This is a genomic window from Saccharopolyspora mangrovi, from assembly GCF_035320975.1.
GTDB classification, from domain to species: domain Bacteria; phylum Actinomycetota; class Actinomycetes; order Mycobacteriales; family Pseudonocardiaceae; genus Saccharopolyspora; species Saccharopolyspora mangrovi.
Genome location: NZ_JAWLNX010000004.1, coordinates 4109 through 21744 on the forward strand (window position 1 = coordinate 4109; position 17636 = coordinate 21744).

Sequence of the window (17636 nt, forward strand, 5' to 3'; positions counted from 1 at the left end):
CCCCGCCATCGGCGGGCCCTGTCAGGCCCCCCCACCCGGGCAGCGAAATTCGAAAAAGCCTGGTCAGGGGAGGATGAGGAGCTTGCCGGTGGTGCGGCGGGCTTCGAGGTCCTCGTGGGCCTTGCGGGCTTCGTCGAGCGCGTAGGTGCCGCCGATGCTGAAGGTGATCGCGCCCGCGGCGATCCAGTTGAAGACCTCGCCCGCGCGCCAGTCGAGCTCCTCGCGGGTGAGGATGTGGTGGCCCAGCGACGGCCGGGTGAGGAACAGCGAACCGGCCGAGTTCAACCGCTGCGGGTCGAACGGCGGCACCGGACCGCTGGAAGCGCCGAACAGCGCCAGCGTGCCGCGCGGGCGCAAGCTCGCCAGGCTCGCCTCGAAGGTGCTCTTGCCGACCCCGTCGTAGACCACGTCCACGCCGCGCCCGTCGGTGAGGTCGCTGACCTCGGCGGCCACGTCGGCCTCGGTGTAGCGGATGATCTCGTCCGCCCCGGCCTCGCGCGCCAGCCGCTCCTTCTCAGCGGTGGACACGGTGCCGATGACGTTCGCGCCCTTGGACTTGATCAGCTGCGTCAGCAGCAGTCCCATGCCGCCCGCCGCCGCGTGCACCAGCGCTGTCTCACCGGTGGCGACCTCGTGGGTCGAGGTGACCAGGTAGTGCGCCGTCATGCCCTGCAGCATCGCGGCCGCAGCGGTCCTGTCGTCCACGCCGTCGGGGATCTTGACCGCCACGCTCGCCGGGACCAGCGCCTTCTCCGCGTAGCTGCCGGGAGCCATCGCCCAGGCGACCCGCTCGCCGACGGCGAACCCGTCGACGTCGGCGCCCACCGCGACGATCTCACCGGCGCCCTCGGAACCCGGGGTGAACGGCAGCTGCATCGAGTACAGGCCGCTGCGCTGGTAGGTGTCGATGAAGTTGACCCCGGCGGCGGCGACGTCGACCAGCAGGTGGCCGGGACCGGGTTCGGGAACCTCGACCTCGCTGAGCTCGAGGACCTCGGGACCACCGCTGGTCGCCACCCGAATCGCGCGCATCTGTTCTCTCCTTCGCAGGGCTTGCTTCTCGGCCGTCAGGAGCAACGCGACGGCCGACGTCGATCATCCCTCCCGGCACCGCCGGTTCCCATCTTCGGGTGCCCGCCGCCCGCGCGCCCGAGATCGAGTGTCGTGCGCAACGACCGGTTCTGCGGAGGGGTGAAACCTGTTTAGGATCCCCGCATGACAGCCGAGAAGGACACCGAGCAGAGCACCGCGCCCACCCCGAAGGCCCTGTCCGCGGCCAAGGCCTTCGTCGCCGACCACGGCGGGTCGGCGCGCGCGGTGGTGGAGAACATCGGCCGTGCCGGCGCCCGGGTGGTGCTCATCGGTGAGGACGGCCGCCTCGGCGACGTCATGGTCACCAGCCCCACCGTGGGCGAGGCCCTCGTGGAGGCCGTCGAGGGCCTGACCGCCAGCGAGTGGGACGCCGACACCACCGCCGCGCTCAAGATCGGCGCCGCGCACCGCCGCAAGATGGCCGGGCCGCGCGCCCGCTGACCTGGCTCTTCCGGACACGCCGCCGATCCAGGCTGGTCGAGACGTTCGCTGTGGTTTATGTTTTCAGCGGGAACTGAACTCGATCTGGACGGAGGCGGCGTGTCCGAGGAGTACCTGCAGCGCACTGACCGGCCCGCGATGTCGGAGTGGATCGAGCAGATGGCCGCCCACTTCGAAGCCACCGAGGGCATGCCGCTGATCGCCGGTCGCATCCTGGCGTTCCTGCTGATCTGCGACCCGCCGGAGCGCACCGCCAACGAGCTCTCGCACGCGCTGGCCGCCAGCACCGGCTCGATCAGCACCAACGTCCGGCTGCTGATGCGCCTCGGCGTGATCTCCAAGACCACCCGCCAGGGCCGCGAGGCCGCGCTCTACCAGGTGGAGGAGGACCGCTGGCCCGCGCTGGTCCGCCAGCGCATGGAGCGGGTCACCGATCTCGAAGAGCTCACCGCCACCGGCCTGCGGATGTTCAGCGGCCAAGGCGAACGAGCCCGCCGCCTGCGCACCGTCAACGAGTTCTACAAGTGGCTCTCCGGCGAGATGCCGGAGCTCTGGCGCCGCTGGGAGCGCGAGGGCAAGCCCAAGCTCCGCTTCTGAGCCGTCTGTTGTCGGTGGTTGTTTTGCGTGGCGGTGCGGGTAGCGGAAACCCCCGAACGGGAAAGCGCAGCGCCTTCGTGGACTCCGTGCGCCGCTACTTGAGTATTCGACTACGCGGCGTCCCGGCGTACTCGCCACGAAGGCGCTCAGAAATCCCCCGCAGGGGAGGGCACCGCGGTGCCAGCGCCTCAGGCGGGGCACTGGGAAAGCGACTTCGTCGCTTGCCTGACGGGCCTCGGCGTCAGACCGCGACGGATTCCTGCGGTTCGGCGACCTCCGGGTGGGGGAGCGGGCCGCGGTTGCGGGACTCCGTCCACAGGCCGGCCGTCGTGATGATCACGCAGGTCGCGGCGGCCACGTGCAGCACCACCAGGACCTCGGGAACGCCGAGGTAGTACTGGACCGAGCCGATCGCGCCCTGGACCAGGACCATCGCGCACGCCGAGATGTAGGCCTTGATCAGCGCCTTCGTCGGTCGGGCCGAGCGCAGCCAGACGCCGAAGACCGCCAGCAGCAGCACGTAGGCCATCACGAGCATCCCGTGCACCTGGACCAGGGTCGCGACCGGGAAGCCCAGGCGCGGCGTGTCCGGGTCACCGGCGTGCGGGCCGGCGGCGGTGACCAGGGTGCCCGCGACGAGCACGGCGGCGGTGACCACGACCAGCGCGACCAGCAGGCGGCGCATCGGGCGGGTGACGATGCCCAGCGGCGCGCGGTCGCCCTCGGTGGTGGCCTTGACCAGGAGCGCGGCCAGCCAGATCAGGATCGCCGAGGCCATGAAGTGCACCGAGACGCTCCACCAGGCCAGGTTCACCAGCACCGTCATGCCGCCGATGATCGCCTGCGCGACCACGCCCAGCGGCATGATCAGCGCCAGGCCCACCAGGCGCTTGCGGTGCGGGCGGCAGCGCCACGCGGCCAGGAAGCAGGCCAGCGCGATGAACCCGATGACACCGGTGAGCAGCCGGTTGCCGAACTCGATCGCCTGGTGCAGGGCGGCGACCTCCGCGTGCGGCATCGGGACCATGCTGCCCGGGAAGCACTGCGGCCAGGTCGGACATCCCAGCCCGGAGCCCGTCACGCGGACGGTCACCCCGGTCACCGAGATCAACGCCTGCGTCACCAGCACGGCGATCGCGAGGATCCGCACGGTGCGCGGTGACGGGCGGGAGATCCAAGTAGGTAGCGCCACAACTGAATGGTATTCGGCGCCTCGGATCGCCCCGCCCGCAGGTCACGCCTGTGCCGCTCCGGTCACTTGAACAGGCCCTTGGGGAGGGCTCCGGCCGCCAGGAGGGCCTTGCTGAACTTGCCGCCCTTGTCGATCAGGGCGGCGGTGCGGTCCTCGCCGAGGTGCTGCCACGGGGGCATGGCCATCTCGTCGGTGCGGACCTCGACGTCCTCGCGGAGCTGCTTGCCCTCGTCGGTGGTCTCGCCGTCAGCGGTCACCAGGCCGCGCTCGCGCAGCTGCTCGGTGGCCTCGGCCCACTCCTGCTCGGACCACTCGCGCAGCGTCCGCGCGGCCTCCGGGGTGAACCCGCCGCCCGCGCCGCTGTGCAGCACCAGCGACTGGATGCCGGAGATCCCGGCCTGCTGCAGGGCGGCGATGTGGCCGTCGCCGCGGAACTCGCGCAGCAGCGTGAGCGCGTGCCACAGCTTCAGGTGCGGGGTCTCCGGCCAGTCGAGGTCGGCGTGACCGGCGTAGAGCGGCTTGCCCTCGGGGCTGCAACCTTCGGAGGCGATGCGGGCCAGCTCGGCGGCCTCGGCGACGTCGTCGGAGGCCAGCACCTCGTCGCCGAGCAGCCGGTGCAGCGCCGCGTCCACGGCGTCCAGGCGCGCGTCGAGGACCTCGGCGGGGGAGGCGATGTCCCACGCGGCGGGGATCGACTTGGCGACGGAGACCGGGTTGAAGTTGTAGAAGGTCGCGGCCACGACCCCTGCGCCCACCGGCCCCATCGCAGCGGACCGGCCCGCGTAGTAGCTCATCCGGCCGGGCTTGAGACCCAGCTTGGTGAAGCGGTCCTCCGCCTCCGGGGCGAAGTAGATCATCGCGTGGAACAGTTCTAAGGAGGCCTTGGCATGCCGAGCGATCTTCGTCATGCAGGCCACCTTAGAAGGAAGAGCGGGTCTTTCGGCAGAGAGCACCTGCGGTGCTCGTCCGGGCCGCTCAGGTCAGCCGGGTCGTCCGCACCGCGGTCGCTCCGCACACCACGCCCCAGGCCAGCAGGACCAGGACCGGTTGGGCGCCGGGCAGTGCGCTGCGCACCAGCACCGCGTCGAGGGCTTCGGCCAGCGCGCCCGAGGGCAGGAACCCGGCGATGACTCCGAGCGGCCCCGGCAGGTCGTCGGCCGGCAGGGCGAGGCCACCGGCCAGCAGCAGGATGAACCAGACCGCGTTGGCCAGGGCCAGGACGATCTCCGGGCGCAGGGCCCCGCCGACCAGCACACCGGCCGCGCCGAACACGAGCGTGCCGAGCACCAGCAGGCCGATGCCGGGCAGCAGCCCGGACAGCGCCGGTGACCAGCCCAGCAGCAGTGCCGTCACGCTCAGCACCACGGCCTGCAGCGCGACCACCAGCAAGGTCGCCAGCACCCGGCCGGAGATCAGCGTCCAACGCGGCAAAGCGGTCGCCGACAGGCGTTTGAGCACGCCGTAGCGGCGGTCGAAGCCCAGCGCGATGGCCTGCCCGGTGAACGCCGTGGACATCACCGCCAGCGCCAGGATCCGCGGCATCACCGAGTTCACCCGCGGCTCGGGCAGGTCGCCGATGTGGATGGTGCTCATGCCGATGAGCAGGGCGATCGGGATGATCAGCGTCAGCAGCGCCTGCTCGCCGTGCCGGACGATCAGCAGCGTCTCGATGCGGGTCTGCGCGGCCAGCATCCGCAGCGGGCGGCCCCGGCCGGGAGCGGGCGTGAAGGTTCCGGCGTCGAACCGGTCACCGAGCTCGGCGGTCACGATCGAAGCTCCCGTCCGGTCAGATCCAGGAAGACGTCCTCCAGGCTGCGGCGGGTCACCCGCAGCTCCTGGGCCAGCACGCTGTGCTGGGCGCACCAGGCGGTCACCGTGGAGACCACCTGCGGGTTGATCTCGCCGCGCACCACGTAGTCGCCGGGGCGCAGCTCCTCGGCCTTGTAGCCCTCGGGCAGCGCGGCCAGCAGCAGGTCCAGGTCCAGGCCGGTCTGCGAGCGGAACCGCAGCTCCTGCTTGCCGTCGGCGGGCGCGGTGAGCTCCTCGGCGGTGCCGTCGGCGACCGCGCGGCCGTGGTCGACGATCACCACCCGGTCGGCCAGCGCCTCGGCCTCGTCCATCAGGTGCGTGGTCAGCAGCACGCTCACGCCGTCCCGGCGCAGCGCGGCGACCAGCTCCCACACCAGGCGGCGGGCCTGCGGGTCGAGCCCGGCGGTGGGTTCGTCGAGGAACACCAGCTCCGGTCGGCCGATCAGCGCGCAGGCCAGCGACAGCCGCTGCTGCTGACCACCGGAGAGCCGCTTGTAGGACGTCCGGCGCACCGACTCCAGGCCGAGCACCTCGAGCAGCCAGGCCGGGTCGAGCGGGTTGGCGGTGCACGCGGCGACGAGGTGGAGCATCTCCTCGGTGCGCACGCCCGGGTACGCGCCGCCGCCCTGCGGCATCACGCCGATGCGCGGGCGCAGCTGCTCGCCCTGGGTGTGCGGGTCGAGGCCGAGGACGCGGACCTCGCCGCGGTCCGGGCGCTGGAAGCCCTCGCAGATCTCCACCGTGGTGGTCTTGCCGGCGCCGTTGGGCCCCAGCAGTGCCAGCACACCGCCGCGCGGCAGGCACAGGTCGAGCCCGGCGACCGCGGTGGTGTCCCCGAAGCGCTTCTCCAGCCCGCGCAGCAGGACGGCCGGACTCTCGTTGCTCACGGATTCACAGCCTATTGCTTGACCTGGCGCACCCGGTCGAGGGTGGGCCACAGGACGGGCATCCGGTGCCTCACCAGCGCCACCGTGATCGCGAACGCGACGAGCGCGGCGATCACGGCGAGCGGGATCTGGTACGCGCGCAGCACGAATCCGGCGCCGGTCGGCGGGATCAGCAGGGACACGATCGCGCAGATCGCGGTCGCGGTCACGCGGAACCGGGAGTTGTTGGTCGACAGCGCCAGCGGCACCACCGACCACAGCAGGTACCAGGGCCACAGCACCGGAACCGCCAGCGCCAGCGTGAGGTACGTCGCGCCCATCGCGACCAGCGGGTGGATCCGGCCCCGGAACGACAGCCACAGCATCCACAGGCACACCCCGGCCACGATCAGGTAGCCGATGTTCTTGGTGATGATCAGCATCGCGTCGGTGTGGTTGCCCAGCCCGAGCAGCGTGGAGACCCCGCCGCCGGTCATGCCGAAGGCGCTCAGCGGGGCCATGAAGGTCTTGACCCGGTTGGGCACGTCGAAGGTGTCGATCCAGCCCAGGCCCCAGCCGCTACCCACCGTGATCACCGTCATGGTGGCCAGGAACACCGCGCCGAGCAGGCCGCCGACGCGGAACAGGTCGCGCCACCGGCCGCCGCGCAGCAGCACCAGGCAGATCCCGAAGAACCCGAGCGCGATCCAGCCGGGCGGTTTGATCGCGCCCGCGATGGTCAGGAGCGCACCGGCGGCGATGGTGCCGGGGACGGTCTGGAACCGCAGGCCCAGCTCGATGGCGGACAGCATGATGCCGACCATCAGGGCCTCGTTGTGCATGCCGCTGATCACGTGGAACAGCACGATCGGGTTGGCGACGCTGAGCCACATCGCGGCGGCCGGGTGCACGCCGCAGCGGCGGGCCAGCCGCGGGATGGCCCAGATCGCCAGCGCCAGGCCGCACAGCATCACCACGCGCCAGATCAGCACGCCGAAGATCACGTTGTCGCCGATGACCCGCGAGACGAGCTGCCCGAACATCAGGAACAGCGGCCCGTACGGGGACGGGGTGTCGCGCCAGATGTTGGGCACGTTGGTGGTGAACGGGTGGTCCACGCCCAGCCCGATGAGCGGGCTGACCAGGTACGGGTTGAGCCCGCGCGCGGCGACCTCGCTCTGCGCGAGGTAGCTGTACATGTCGGTGCTGAACAGCGGTGGGCACAGCGCCAGCGGCAGCGCCCACATGGCGGCGGTGCGGGCCAGCTGGCCGACGCTGAGGATGCGCTCGCGGCCCGGCCGGCACAGCAGTCCCAGCCACAGCCAGGCGGCGACGATCATGAGCATGCCCAGCCAGCAGATCGCCATCGCCACGGTGGGCATCCGGCTGAGCAGGCCCAGCAGGCGCGCGCCGTAGAGCGGGTTGATCACCGGGTTGGCCCCGGCGCCGAACGCCCCGGCGGCCAGGATCAGGGATCCGGTGGTGCCGAAGCGGCGGATGTGGTCGAGCTGCCTCCGTTCGGCGTGGTCGAGCGGCGCGGTGCTGGTCCGTTCGGATGCCTCCGACCCGGGGAGCAACGTCGCCTGGTCCGTCGTTTCGCCTGCAGCCACGGTTTCGCAGCGTAATGGGGTGAGTCAGATCACGTACCCGCCCCGTGCCCTGGTGTGTGCGATCGAAATAGGTAACATTCGTGTTGTGAAAAAGGTCGGGACGTCGCAGCCGACCGCAGCCGCCACCGAGACGGGGCCTGCGGGCCAGCCCGGCGCGGCTGCGCAAGGCGACGGCCGGACCCGTCACACGGTTGCGCGGTTGCTGCTGGAACGGGGGCCGATCACCGCTGCTGCGGTGGCCGAAGAACTCGGGGTCAGCCCCACCGCGGTGCGCCGGCACTTGGACGTGCTGGTCGCCGAGGGCGAGGCCTACACCCGGGAGTCCTCTCCGCGCGGCCGTCGAGGTCGTGGCCGACCCGCCAAGCTCTACCTGCTCACCGAGTCGGGCAGAGCGAGGTTCGGACACGCCTACGACGACCTGGCGGTGGCGGCGCTGCGGTTCATCGCCGAACACGAAGGGGAACAGGCGGTGCGCGAGTTCGCGGAACGGAGGATGGCCGCCCTGGTGGCCAACCACCGGGAAGCGCTCGTAGCCGCTCGGACCCCGGCCGAGCGCGCGGAGGTACTCGCCGACGCGCTCACCCGGGAGGGCTACGCTGCCTCGGCGCGCAGCGTCGGAAGCGGCGAGCAGCTCTGCCAACACCACTGCCCGGTGGCGCACGTGGCTGCGGACTTCCCGCAGCTGTGCGAAGCCGAGACGGCGGCGTTCGCCGAAGTACTCGGCACCCACGTGCAGCGGCTGGCCACGATCGCGAACGGTGATGCGGCCTGCACCACGCACGTACCAACCGCGCGGTTGACGGATCCGGGCTCAGGCCCGGACGCCGAACAGACCTCTGCCGGTTCGGTCCCGAAGGACCGGCAGAACACCGCCCCGATTCCTGCTGGAGGGGAGTCCGTATGACTGCCGCTGCGGAGCAGCGCAATCCCACCACCGCATCCGATGGTCAGCTCACCCAGGAAGAAACCCTGGCGACGCTGGGCAATTACGAATACGGCTGGGCTGACAACGACGTCGCGGGCGCGACCGCCAAGCGCGGTCTGTCCGAGGACGTCGTGCGCGACATCTCGGACAAGAAGAGCGAGCCCGAGTGGATGCTCGAGACGCGCATGAAGGCCCTGAAGCTGTTCGACCGCAAGCCCATGCCGAACTGGGGCGCGGACCTGTCGGGCATCGACTTCGACAACATCAAGTACTTCGTGCGCTCGACCGAGGAGCAGGCCCAGACCTGGGAAGACCTGCCCGAGGACATCAAGAACACCTACGACAAGCTGGGCATCCCCGAGGCGGAGAAGCAGCGGCTGGTCGCGGGTGTCGCCGCGCAGTACGAGTCCGAGGTCGTCTACCACCAGATCCGCGAGGACCTGGAGGCCCAGGGCGTGCTGTTCCTGGACACCGACACGGCCCTGCGCGAGCACCCGGAGATCTTCAAGGAGTACTTCGGCTCGGTCATCCCGGCCGGTGACAACAAGTTCTCCGCGCTGAACACCGCCGTGTGGTCGGGAGGCTCGTTCATCTACGTGCCGCCGGGCGTGCACGTAGACATCCCGCTGCAGGCCTACTTCCGGATCAACACCGAGAACATGGGCCAGTTCGAGCGGACGCTGATCATCGTCGACGAGGGCGCCTACGTGCACTACGTCGAGGGCTGCACGGCACCGATCTACTCCAGCGACTCGCTGCACTCGGCCGTGGTGGAGATCATCGTGAAGAAGGGCGGCCGCTGCCGCTACACGACGATCCAGAACTGGTCGAACAACGTGTACAACCTGGTGACCAAGCGCGCCAAGGCCGAAGAGGGCGCGACCATGGAGTGGGTCGACGGCAACCTCGGCTCCAAGGTCACCATGAAGTACCCGTCGGTGTTCCTGATGGGCGAGCACGCCAAGGGCGAGGTCCTGTCCGTCGCCTTCGCGGGCGAGGGCCAGCACCAGGACGCCGGCGCGAAGATGGAGCACCTGGCGCCGCACACCTCCTCGACGATCGTCTCCAAGTCGATCGCCCGCGGTGGTGGCCGCACGTCCTACCGGGGTCTGGTCAAGGTCGCCAAGCGCGCCCACCACTCCTCGTCGAACGTCAAGTGCGACGCGCTGCTGGTCGACACCATCAGCCGCTCCGACACCTACCCCTACGTGGACGTGCGCGTCGACGACGTGACCATGGGCCACGAGGCGACGGTGTCCAAGGTCAGCGATGACCAGCTGTTCTACCTGATGCAGCGCGGTCTGACCGAGGACGAGGCGATGGCGATGATCGTCCGCGGCTTCGTCGAGCCCATCGCGCGCGAGCTGCCGATGGAGTACGCGCTGGAACTGAACCGACTGATCGAACTGCAGATGGAAGGGGCCGTCGGCTAACGATGAGCACCACCGAAACCGACGCCCAGCAGCACGGGCTGACCGAGCACTCCCACGGGGGGTCTGTGATTCCGCAGGCCTCCCGCGGGGAGCGCTTCACCTCCTACGACGTCGAGGCCTTCGAGGTCCCCGGCGGCCGCGAGGAGGACTGGCGTTTCACGCCGATGAAGCGCCTCAAGGGTCTGCACGACGGATCGGCGACCGCCACCGGCAACCTCAAGATCGAGGTCACCGGTGAGGCCACCACCGAGACCGTGGGCCGCGACGACGCGCGCATCGGCCAGGGCGGCGTGCCCGCCGACCGCGTCGCCGCGCAGGCCTGGAGCTCGTTCGCCGAGGCCACCATCGTCACGGTGCCCAAGGAGACCAAGGTCGAAGGGCCGATCACCGTCACGGTGGACGGCCCCGGGGCCGGCGAGGTCGCCTACGGCCACCTGCAGATCCACGCCGAGCAGTTCGCCGAGGCGGTCGTCGTCATCGACTACCGCGGCTCCGGCACCATCGGCGACAACGTCGAGTTCGTCGTCGCCGACGGCGCGCAGCTGCGGGTCGTGTCCATCCACGACTTCGCCGACGACGCCACGCAGGTCAGCTCCGAGCACGCCACGCTCGGCCGCGACGCGGTGTTCCGCCACTTCGCCGTCACCCTCGGCGGTGACCTGGTGCGCGTGAACACCACCGTCAACTACGCGGACAAGGGCGGCGACGCCGAGCTGCTCGGCATCTACTTCGCCGACGCCGGCCAGCACCTCGAGCACCGCATGCTGGTCGACCACAGCGTGCCCAACTGCCGCAGCAACGTCCTCTACAAGGGCGCGCTGCAGGGCGACTCGGCGCACTCGGTGTGGATCGGCGACGTGCTGATCCAGGCCGCCGCCGAGGGCACCGACACCTACGAGCTCAACCGCAACCTGGTGCTGACGGAAGGTGCGCGGGCCGACTCGGTCCCGAACCTGGAGATCGAGACCGGCGAGATCGAGGGAGCCGGCCACGCCAGCGCCACCGGCCGGTTCGACGACGAGCAGCTGTTCTACCTGCAGGCCCGCGGCATCCCGCAGGACCAGGCCCGCCGCCTGGTCGTGCGCGGCTTCTTCGGCGAACTGCTGCAGAAGATCAACGTCCCCGAGGTGCGGGAGCGCCTCGAGGCCGAGATCGAGGAAGAGCTCGCCGTCGTCGGCGCCTGAGCGCCACGACCCGATTCCCAGACCTTCGGTACCACCACACCAGGAGATTCGAGTAAGAAATGGCCACCCTGGAGATCAAGGACCTGCACGGTTCGGTCCTCACCGAGGACGGCGCGAAGCCGATCCTCAAGGGCGTCAACCTGACCGTCGACACCGGTCAGATCCACGCCATCATGGGCCCCAACGGCTCCGGCAAGTCGACCCTGGCCTACGCGCTGGCCGGTCACCCCAAGTACCAGATCGACTCGGGCACGGTGCTGCTCGACGGCGAGGACGTCCTGGAGATGTCGGTCGACGAGCGCGCCCGCGCGGGCCTGTTCCTCGCGATGCAGTACCCGGTCGAGGTGCCGGGCGTGTCGATGTCGAACTTCCTGCGCACCGCCGCCACCGCCGTCCGCGGTGAGGCCCCGCAGATCCGGCACTGGGTCAAGGAGGTCAAGCAGGCGATGTCCGCCCTGGACATCGACCCGTCCTTCTCCGAGCGCAGCGTCAACGAGGGCTTCTCCGGCGGTGAGAAGAAGCGCCACGAGATCCTGCAGCTGGACCTGCTCAACCCGAAGTTCGCGGTGCTCGACGAGACCGACTCCGGTCTGGACGTCGACGCGCTGCGCGTCGTCTCCGACGGCGTCAACCGCTTCAAGGAGAAGGGTGACAAGGGCGTTCTGCTGATCACCCACTACACCCGGATCCTCAAGCACATCACCCCGGACCGCGTGCACGTGTTCTCCGACGGCAAGGTCGTCGAGTCCGGTGGCGCCGAACTCGCCGACGAGCTCGAGACCAGCGGTTACGTGCGGTTCACCGGCAAGAAGGAGGCGGCCGCCCAGTCATGACCCCACAGCCTCTTCGCACCACTGGTGCGAGCACCCCACTGGACGTGGCGGCCATCCGTGCGGACTTCCCGATCCTCGGGCGCACGATCCGCGACGGAAAACGCATGGTCTACCTCGATTCCGGGGCGACCTCGCAGCGGCCGCGCCAGGTGCTCGACGCGGAGCGCTCCTTCCTGGAGACCTCCAACGCCGCCGTGCACCGCGGCGCGCACCAGCTGGCCGAGGAGGCCACGGACGCCTATGAAGGCGCGCGAGAACGCATCGCGAACTTCATCGGCGTCGGGGATGACGAAGTGGTGTTCACCAAGAACGCCACCGAGGGCGTGAACCTCGTCGCCTACGCCATGAGCAACTCCGCGACGGCCGGGGCGGAAGCCGAGCGCTTCCGCCTCGGCCCCGGCGACGAGGTCGTGGTGACCGAAATGGAGCACCACGCCAACCTGGTGCCGTGGCAGCAGCTGTGCGAGCGCACCGGTGCCACGCTGCGCTGGTTCGGCGTCACCGACGAAGGCCGGCTCGACACCTCCGACGTCGCCTCGGTGATCTCCGAGCGCGCCAAGGTCGTGGCCTTCACCCACCAGTCCAACGTGCTCGGCACCGTCAACACCGGCGAGGAGATCGTCGAGCGCGCCCACCAGGTCGGCGCGCTGGTCGTGCTCGACGCCTGCCAGTCCGTGCCGCACGCGCCGGTGGACTTCAAGGCGATGGGCGTGGACTTCGCGGTGTTCTCCGGGCACAAGATGCTCGGCCCGTCCGGTGTCGGCGTGCTCTACGGGCGCCGCGAGCTGCTCGACGCGATGCCGCCGTTCATCAGCGGCGGTTCGATGATCGAGCTGGTGCACATGGAGCGCTCCACGTTCGCCCCGCCGCCGCAGCGGTTCGAGGCGGGCGTGCCGATGACCTCGCAGGTCGTCGGGCTCGGCGCTGCCGTGGACTACCTCAACGCGGTGGGCATGGACCGGGTCGCCGCGCACGAGCACGAGCTCACCGAGACCGCGCTGCGCGAGCTCGGCGCGATCGAGGGCGTGCGCATCATCGGCCCCACCAGCACCGACCACCGCGGTGGCGCCGTCTCCTTCGTGATCGACGGCGTGCACCCGCACGACGCCGGCCAGGTGCTCGACGACCAGGGAGTGGAGGTCCGGGTGGGCCACCACTGCGCGTGGCCGCTGCACCGGCGGATGGGAATTCCCGCGACCGTTCGCGCGTCGTTCTACCTGTACAACGAACTGGACGAGGTCAAGGCGCTGGTGGACGCGGTGCGCGAGGCGCAGCGCTTCTTCGGCGTCGCCTGAACCGCCGAGGACTGGCGCACATGCAGCTTGAGCAGATGTACCAGGAGATCATCCTGGACCACTACCGCAACCCGCACCGGCACGGGCTGCGGGAGCCCTTCGACGCCGAGTCCTTCCAGGTCAACCCGACCTGCGGGGACGAGGTGACGCTGCGGGTCCGGTTGACCGGCGAGGACGAGAACGCCATCGTCGAGGACGTCTCCTACGCGGGACAGGGCTGCTCGATCAGCCAGGCGGCGGTGTCGGTGCTCACCGACCTGGTCGTCGGCAAGCCGCTCAAGGAAGCACTCGAAACCGAGGCCGCGTTCAGCGAGCTGATGCACGGCCGAGGCAAGGTCGAACCCGACGAGGACGTGCTCGAAGACGCCATCGCCTTCGCCGGCGTGGCCAAGTACCCGATGCGGGTCAAGTGCGCGCTACTCGGCTGGATGGCCTTCAAGGACGCGGTCGCCCGCGCGTGAGTTCGGTGCCAACAGACTTTCAGGAGGCAATGTGAGCGACGAGACCCAAGTGCAGGACGACGTGGCGCGCACTGCCGACGCCCTGCCGGAGCAGGCCGCCCCGGCCGAGCTCGCCAAGCTGGAGGACGTCGAGGAGGCCCTCCGCGACGTGGTCGACCCCGAGCTGGGCATCAACGTCGTCGACCTGGGCCTGGTCTACGACGTCCGCGTCGAGCAGGACAACTCCGCCACCGTGGACATGACGCTGACGTCGGCGGCCTGCCCGCTGACCGACGTCATCGAGGACCAGGCCCGCGCCGCCCTGACCGGCGGCCCGGGCGGCGGCATCGTCTCGGACTTCCGGATCAACTGGGTCTGGATGCCCCCGTGGGGCCCCGAGAAGATCACCGAAGAAGGCCGCGAGCAGCTCCGAGCCCTCGGCTTCACGGTCTGATCCGCCGCGGCAAGGGGCAGGCCCAACCGGAACTGCCCGCTGACGTGAGGAAGGCCCTCGGCTTCGTGCCGGGGGCCTTCTTTCGCGCTCAGTACCTGTTGTGGTGCATCTGCTCCGGGTCCTGGGTGGGGAAGCCGTGCGGCGGTGACGGCGGTGGAGCCTGGGGCGGAGGCACCGGCGGAGGCGGGGTGCTCGCCAGCGGGGGTGCCTGGGGCGGCGGTGCCGCGGCGCCCTGGCCGCGCAGGACCTCGATGCGGTCCGAGCCGGGGCGCGACATGACCCAGCTGGAGCCGGTGAGCTGCTTGGCGTAGCTCTTGAGCGGGGCGAGCTTGCTGGAGGCCTCGTCGTAGTCGGAGACCGTCTGCGTGGTGCACACCAGCGTCGCCAGCGAGAGGGTGACCTCCACCTCGCCCGCGGTGCGGTGCGGGCCCAGCACCGAGTCGGCCAGCGTCACCAGGTCGTCGAGGTCGGAGACCAGCAGGAAGTCGTCGCCGCCCACGTGCCCGACCTGCACCGAGCTCAGCGCCGCGCCGGCGTCGGTGAGGCTGCGGCCGATCGAGCGGATCAGGTCGTCGCCCGCGGAGAAGCCGGCCGTGTCGTTGACCGTCTTGAACCCGTCGATGTCCAGCCAGCTCACCGCGAAGATCTCGCCGGCGGCGATGCGGCGGGCCACGTCGCGGGCGATGGCGTCGCTGCCCGGCAGGCGGGTCAGCGGGTTGAGCGCGGCGGCCTCCTCGACCTTCATCTCCGCCATGCCGCGGATCAGGTCACCGGCCCGGACCGCGCCCAGGCAGCGGCCGGCCTCGTCGACGACGATCGCGTCGTCGTACATCCGGTACTGGTCCGAGCGGGTGATCATGCTCAGCGCTTCCATCGCCGTGGTGCCGGTGTTGACCACGCGCGGCTCGTCGGCCAGTCGCGAGGCCGGGCGCTTGGCGTGCAGCGCGTGCCCGTAGGGGCCGGTGACGGCGAGCAGGAAGCGGTTGCGGTCGATCGTGTACTGCGGCCGGTTGTGCTCGTCGACCAGCACGACACCGCTGATCTCGGTGTGGTCGGCCAGCACCTCGCGGACCTTGTCGGCGGTGGCGTCGATGGACAGCATCGTCGCGGGGGAGAGGAACTCGGTGACGCGGGGGCCGCTGGCGATGGTGTTGATCGACGGCGCGTGCGGGTCGGTGACCTCGGCGGCCACCCCGGGCACGGTGCTCGTGGTGGGAGGCCTGCGCCCGGCCGGGGCCAGCAGGTTGCCCTGCACCAGGCGGACGCCGTTGCGGCGCAGCGAGTTGAGCTGGCGGTCGCTCTCCACGCCCTCGGCGACCAGCTGGCTCTCGGTCGCCTCGCACAGGTGGCGCACCGACTCGACGACGGCGACGCGCGCCGGATCGTCGGGCAGGCCCTGCACCACGGCCCGGTCGAGCTTGATGGTGGCGGGCCCGATGTCGCCGATCAGGGTCAGCGGGATGTCGCCTTCACCGACCCCGTCGAGCGCGATCTGGAAGCCGTCGGACCGCAGCTTGCCGACGCCGTCCAGCAGCTGGCCGGGGTCGATGCGGGCGAACGGCGGCCCGATCTCCAGGGTGACCTCGTGCTCGCGCCTGCCGACCTCGCGCAGCTTCTCGCGCAGCAGCTCCAGCCGCTCGTGGTCGTGCACGAGGGTGCCGCCGAACAGGTTGAGGTGCAGCGGGAGCAACGACTCGTGCTCCGCTGCGGATTGGACCGCCTTCACCGCCAAGTCCACATCGAGCTCGGTGAGCCGTCGCAGTCGCGCCGCTTCCCGGAACAGGTCCTGGACGTGCGCGCCCGCCGGCCGAGCCAACGCCTCGATCGCGACGATGGCACCGGTCTTGATGTTGATCAATGGCTGGAACGCGAAGCGCACTTCGTCCACCAGCGCGAGCACGGAGTCGATGTTGCCTCGGCTCATGCTTGTCCAGCGACCATGTTCACGATGTGTTCACCGACATCTCAGCTCCTCCTCGTCGGCGGAGCGCCGCCATTCCCGCCGACCAACTTAGCGTGCTTGACCAGCACCTAACATCAGTCGGACGAATGCGTGTGGCACGTGGCACGTCATTGCGAGTCTGCCTGGTCACCCTGCGTCGATAGCGGCCAAAGCCTATCGGGTAAAGCCCTGCACGCTGCGTGAACGTTCCGTGAATAGGCCGACTCGAAAAACAGCGTTGTGATTTGCGCTTCCCCACAGCGCTGAAGTGGACGCAATTCTTCTGCTTTCACAGCACCGAATTGCTCTAGATCAACTTCCGCCGAGCCCGTGCTTCGCGGGCGGATGCCCCAGCGACATCCCGCCCAGCACGAGCCTGCGGCGGATGCTCCACGGTACGCGGGCGAACAACGCCGACATCGCCCGCGCCGTGCCCGCCGAGGTGCCCTCACCGGCGAGGAACTCGATCCGGTGGGGTTCGGGCAGCGCGAAGAACGCCTCGAAGAACTCCGGCACCAGCTCCGGCGGCAACGACAGCAGGGCGCGCAGCGAGCGCTGCCGCAGCACGTGCGCGGTCACCGCCTCCGGCGGCCACAGCACCTGCCAGCCCGCCCGCGCGGCCGTGGCCGGCCCGGTGGTCAGGCCACCGCTGAGCGCCGCCGCCAGCCACGGCGCCCGCAGCAGCGCCCGCGCGACGCTGAAACCGCTGGCCGGGTGAACGAAACCGGCCGCGGCGCCGAACGGCACCACCCGGCCCGGCCGGGGCAGCGGATCGTCGACGGGGAAGCGCACCCGCTCCTCGTCCAGCCGCGCCTCCGGGTCGATCCCGGCGTCGGCCAGGCGTCCGGCGAGCCTGCGCCGCAGCAGCGCCAGCGGCAGCGCCGGGCGGCGCGCGAGGGAGGTCTCCTCCAGCAGCACCCGGTCCGGTCCCAGCCGCACCGCGTAGAGGAACGTCGGCCAGCCGCCCCGGGTGCGCGGCGCCGAGCGCCAGTCCATGAACACGCCCTCGCCGGGGCCGCAGAACGGCGCAGCGGTCGCGGAGTCGACGATCCAGCCGACCGCGGTCTGCTGCGCGGGCGGGTGCGCCGGTCGGCCGCCGCACAACGTCCGGGAGGGCCCGGTGGCGTCGACGACCACCCCGGCCGCGAGCCGCCTGCCGTCCTTGAGCACCACGGTGGAGCCGGTCGGACCGTGCTCGGCGGCGACCGCGCGCCCGGTCACCTCGGTGACGTCGGGGCGCCACAGGTGCTTCCACAGCGCGGTGTTGTCCAGCACCGCGTAGCGCCGCTGCCACACGTGATCGCTCGTGCCGTGCAGGCGGACGCGGTCCATCGTGGTCGACAGCTCGGCGACCTCGGGCGGCAGCTCGTCGGCCCAGGAGCCGAAGGTGCTCGCCCAGCCGCTGCGCGGCGCCGGATCCACCAGCGCCACGGTCAGACCGGCATCGCTGCAGGCCGAAGCGGCGGCTCGGCCAGCCGGTCCGCCACCCACCACCACGACATCAGCCACCCGATCATCACATC

17 protein-coding genes are annotated in these 17636 nt (G+C 70.5%); 9 read left to right on the forward strand and 8 right to left on the reverse strand.

Annotation, left to right across the window (positions count from 1 at the left end):
* Positions 1-63 precede the first annotated feature (63 nt).
* Entirely contained in the window at positions 64-1032 is a 969-nt protein-coding gene (locus R4I43_RS06735) for a quinone oxidoreductase family protein (RefSeq protein WP_324264660.1), read from the reverse strand.
* Between the two features lie 183 nt (positions 1033-1215).
* On the opposite strand from R4I43_RS06735, the gene R4I43_RS06740 reads away from it, so the two are divergent.
* Together R4I43_RS06740 and R4I43_RS06745 are read left to right on the forward strand one after the other, a co-directional pair.
* Complete coding sequence (locus tag R4I43_RS06740; RefSeq protein WP_324264661.1) at positions 1216-1533, forward strand: hypothetical protein; 318 nt, start codon at positions 1216-1218, stop codon at positions 1531-1533.
* A 99-nt stretch (positions 1534-1632) separates the two neighbouring features.
* Positions 1633-2130: a GbsR/MarR family transcriptional regulator gene (locus tag R4I43_RS06745; protein ID WP_324264662.1), complete on the forward strand. Its 498-nt coding sequence runs from the start codon at positions 1633-1635 to the stop codon at positions 2128-2130.
* A gap of 241 nt (positions 2131-2371) precedes the next feature.
* Here the strand turns inward: R4I43_RS06745 and R4I43_RS06750 are convergent, their stop codons facing one another.
* The 5 genes from R4I43_RS06750 to mptB form a co-directional block, all read right to left on the reverse strand.
* Positions 2372-3322, reverse strand: coding sequence for a COX15/CtaA family protein (locus tag R4I43_RS06750; protein ID WP_324264663.1), 951 nt, complete (start codon positions 3320-3322; stop codon positions 2372-2374).
* 62 nt (positions 3323-3384) lie between these two features.
* Complete coding sequence (locus R4I43_RS06755; protein ID WP_324264664.1) at positions 3385-4230, reverse strand: SCO6745 family protein; 846 nt, start codon at positions 4228-4230, stop codon at positions 3385-3387.
* Positions 4231-4297: 67 nt separating this feature from the next.
* Positions 4298-5089, reverse strand: a complete 792-nt coding sequence (locus tag R4I43_RS06760; protein WP_407691210.1) for an ABC transporter permease — start codon at positions 5087-5089, stop codon at positions 4298-4300.
* Positions 5086-6018 (reverse strand): ABC transporter ATP-binding protein, encoded by a 933-nt coding sequence (locus tag R4I43_RS06765; protein WP_324264665.1) that lies wholly within the window; start codon positions 6016-6018, stop codon positions 5086-5088. Before R4I43_RS06765 ends, R4I43_RS06760 begins: the two co-directional genes overlap by 4 nt.
* 11 nt (positions 6019-6029) lie before the next feature.
* Complete coding sequence (mptB, locus tag R4I43_RS06770) at positions 6030-7607, reverse strand: polyprenol phosphomannose-dependent alpha 1,6 mannosyltransferase MptB (RefSeq protein WP_324264666.1); 1578 nt, start codon at positions 7605-7607, stop codon at positions 6030-6032.
* Between the two features lie 85 nt (positions 7608-7692).
* On the opposite strand from mptB, the gene R4I43_RS06775 reads away from it, so the two are divergent.
* From R4I43_RS06775 to R4I43_RS06805, 7 genes are read left to right on the forward strand one after another with little or no spacing between them, the layout of a single operon-like run.
* A complete protein-coding gene (locus tag R4I43_RS06775; protein ID WP_324264667.1) occupies positions 7693-8511 on the forward strand; it encodes a helix-turn-helix transcriptional regulator in 819 nt (272 codons plus the stop codon).
* Positions 8508-9965 (forward strand): Fe-S cluster assembly protein SufB, encoded by a 1458-nt coding sequence (gene sufB / locus R4I43_RS06780; protein WP_324264668.1) that lies wholly within the window; start codon positions 8508-8510, stop codon positions 9963-9965. Before R4I43_RS06775 ends, sufB begins: the two co-directional genes overlap by 4 nt.
* 2 nt (positions 9966-9967) lie before the next feature.
* A complete protein-coding gene (sufD, locus tag R4I43_RS06785) occupies positions 9968-11149 on the forward strand; it encodes a Fe-S cluster assembly protein SufD (RefSeq protein ID WP_324264669.1) in 1182 nt (393 codons plus the stop codon).
* 59 nt (positions 11150-11208) lie between these two features.
* Positions 11209-11982 (forward strand): Fe-S cluster assembly ATPase SufC, encoded by a 774-nt coding sequence (gene sufC, locus R4I43_RS06790; RefSeq protein ID WP_324264670.1) that lies wholly within the window; start codon positions 11209-11211, stop codon positions 11980-11982.
* On the forward strand, positions 11979-13277 hold the full coding sequence (locus R4I43_RS06795; protein ID WP_324264671.1) for a cysteine desulfurase: 1299 nt from the start codon (positions 11979-11981) through the stop codon (positions 13275-13277). Before sufC ends, R4I43_RS06795 begins: the two co-directional genes overlap by 4 nt.
* Before the next feature lie 20 nt (positions 13278-13297).
* Positions 13298-13738 carry a Fe-S cluster assembly sulfur transfer protein SufU gene (gene sufU / locus R4I43_RS06800; protein WP_324264672.1) on the forward strand — a complete coding sequence of 147 codons (441 nt, stop codon included), beginning with the start codon at positions 13298-13300 and terminating at the stop codon, positions 13736-13738.
* Between the two features lie 31 nt (positions 13739-13769).
* The gene (locus R4I43_RS06805; protein WP_324264673.1) at positions 13770-14171 is read left to right on the forward strand and encodes a metal-sulfur cluster assembly factor; all 402 of its coding nucleotides are present in this window, start codon (positions 13770-13772) and stop codon (positions 14169-14171) included.
* Positions 14172-14259: 88 nt separating this feature from the next.
* On the opposite strand, the gene R4I43_RS06810 is transcribed toward R4I43_RS06805, so the two are convergent.
* Both R4I43_RS06810 and R4I43_RS06815 read right to left on the reverse strand, forming a co-directional pair.
* Positions 14260-16095: a GGDEF domain-containing protein gene (locus tag R4I43_RS06810; protein ID WP_324264674.1), complete on the reverse strand. Its 1836-nt coding sequence runs from the start codon at positions 16093-16095 to the stop codon at positions 14260-14262.
* A gap of 330 nt (positions 16096-16425) precedes the next feature.
* On the reverse strand, positions 16426-17622 hold the full coding sequence (locus R4I43_RS06815) for a lycopene cyclase family protein (protein WP_324264675.1): 1197 nt from the start codon (positions 17620-17622) through the stop codon (positions 16426-16428).
* Between the last annotated feature and the right edge of the window lie 14 nt (positions 17623-17636).

What these genes read in the sequence shown, in the direction of transcription:
- R4I43_RS06735 (WP_324264660.1), bottom strand. Translation starts at nt 1,032, where the DNA reads ATGCGCGCGATTCGGGTGGCGACCAGCGGTGGTCCCGAGGTCCTCGAG.
- R4I43_RS06740 (WP_324264661.1), top strand. Translation starts at nt 1,216, where the DNA reads ATGACAGCCGAGAAGGACACCGAGCAGAGCACCGCGCCCACCCCGAAG.
- R4I43_RS06755 (WP_324264664.1), bottom strand. Translation starts at nt 4,230, where the DNA reads ATGACGAAGATCGCTCGGCATGCCAAGGCCTCCTTAGAACTGTTCCAC.
- sufB (WP_324264668.1), top strand. Translation starts at nt 8,508, where the DNA reads ATGACTGCCGCTGCGGAGCAGCGCAATCCCACCACCGCATCCGATGGT.
- sufD (WP_324264669.1), top strand. Translation starts at nt 9,968, where the DNA reads ATGAGCACCACCGAAACCGACGCCCAGCAGCACGGGCTGACCGAGCAC.
- sufC (WP_324264670.1), top strand. Translation starts at nt 11,209, where the DNA reads ATGGCCACCCTGGAGATCAAGGACCTGCACGGTTCGGTCCTCACCGAG.
- R4I43_RS06795 (WP_324264671.1), top strand. Translation starts at nt 11,979, where the DNA reads ATGACCCCACAGCCTCTTCGCACCACTGGTGCGAGCACCCCACTGGAC.
- sufU (WP_324264672.1), top strand. Translation starts at nt 13,298, where the DNA reads ATGCAGCTTGAGCAGATGTACCAGGAGATCATCCTGGACCACTACCGC.
- R4I43_RS06810 (WP_324264674.1), bottom strand. Translation starts at nt 16,095, where the DNA reads ATGAGCCGAGGCAACATCGACTCCGTGCTCGCGCTGGTGGACGAAGTG.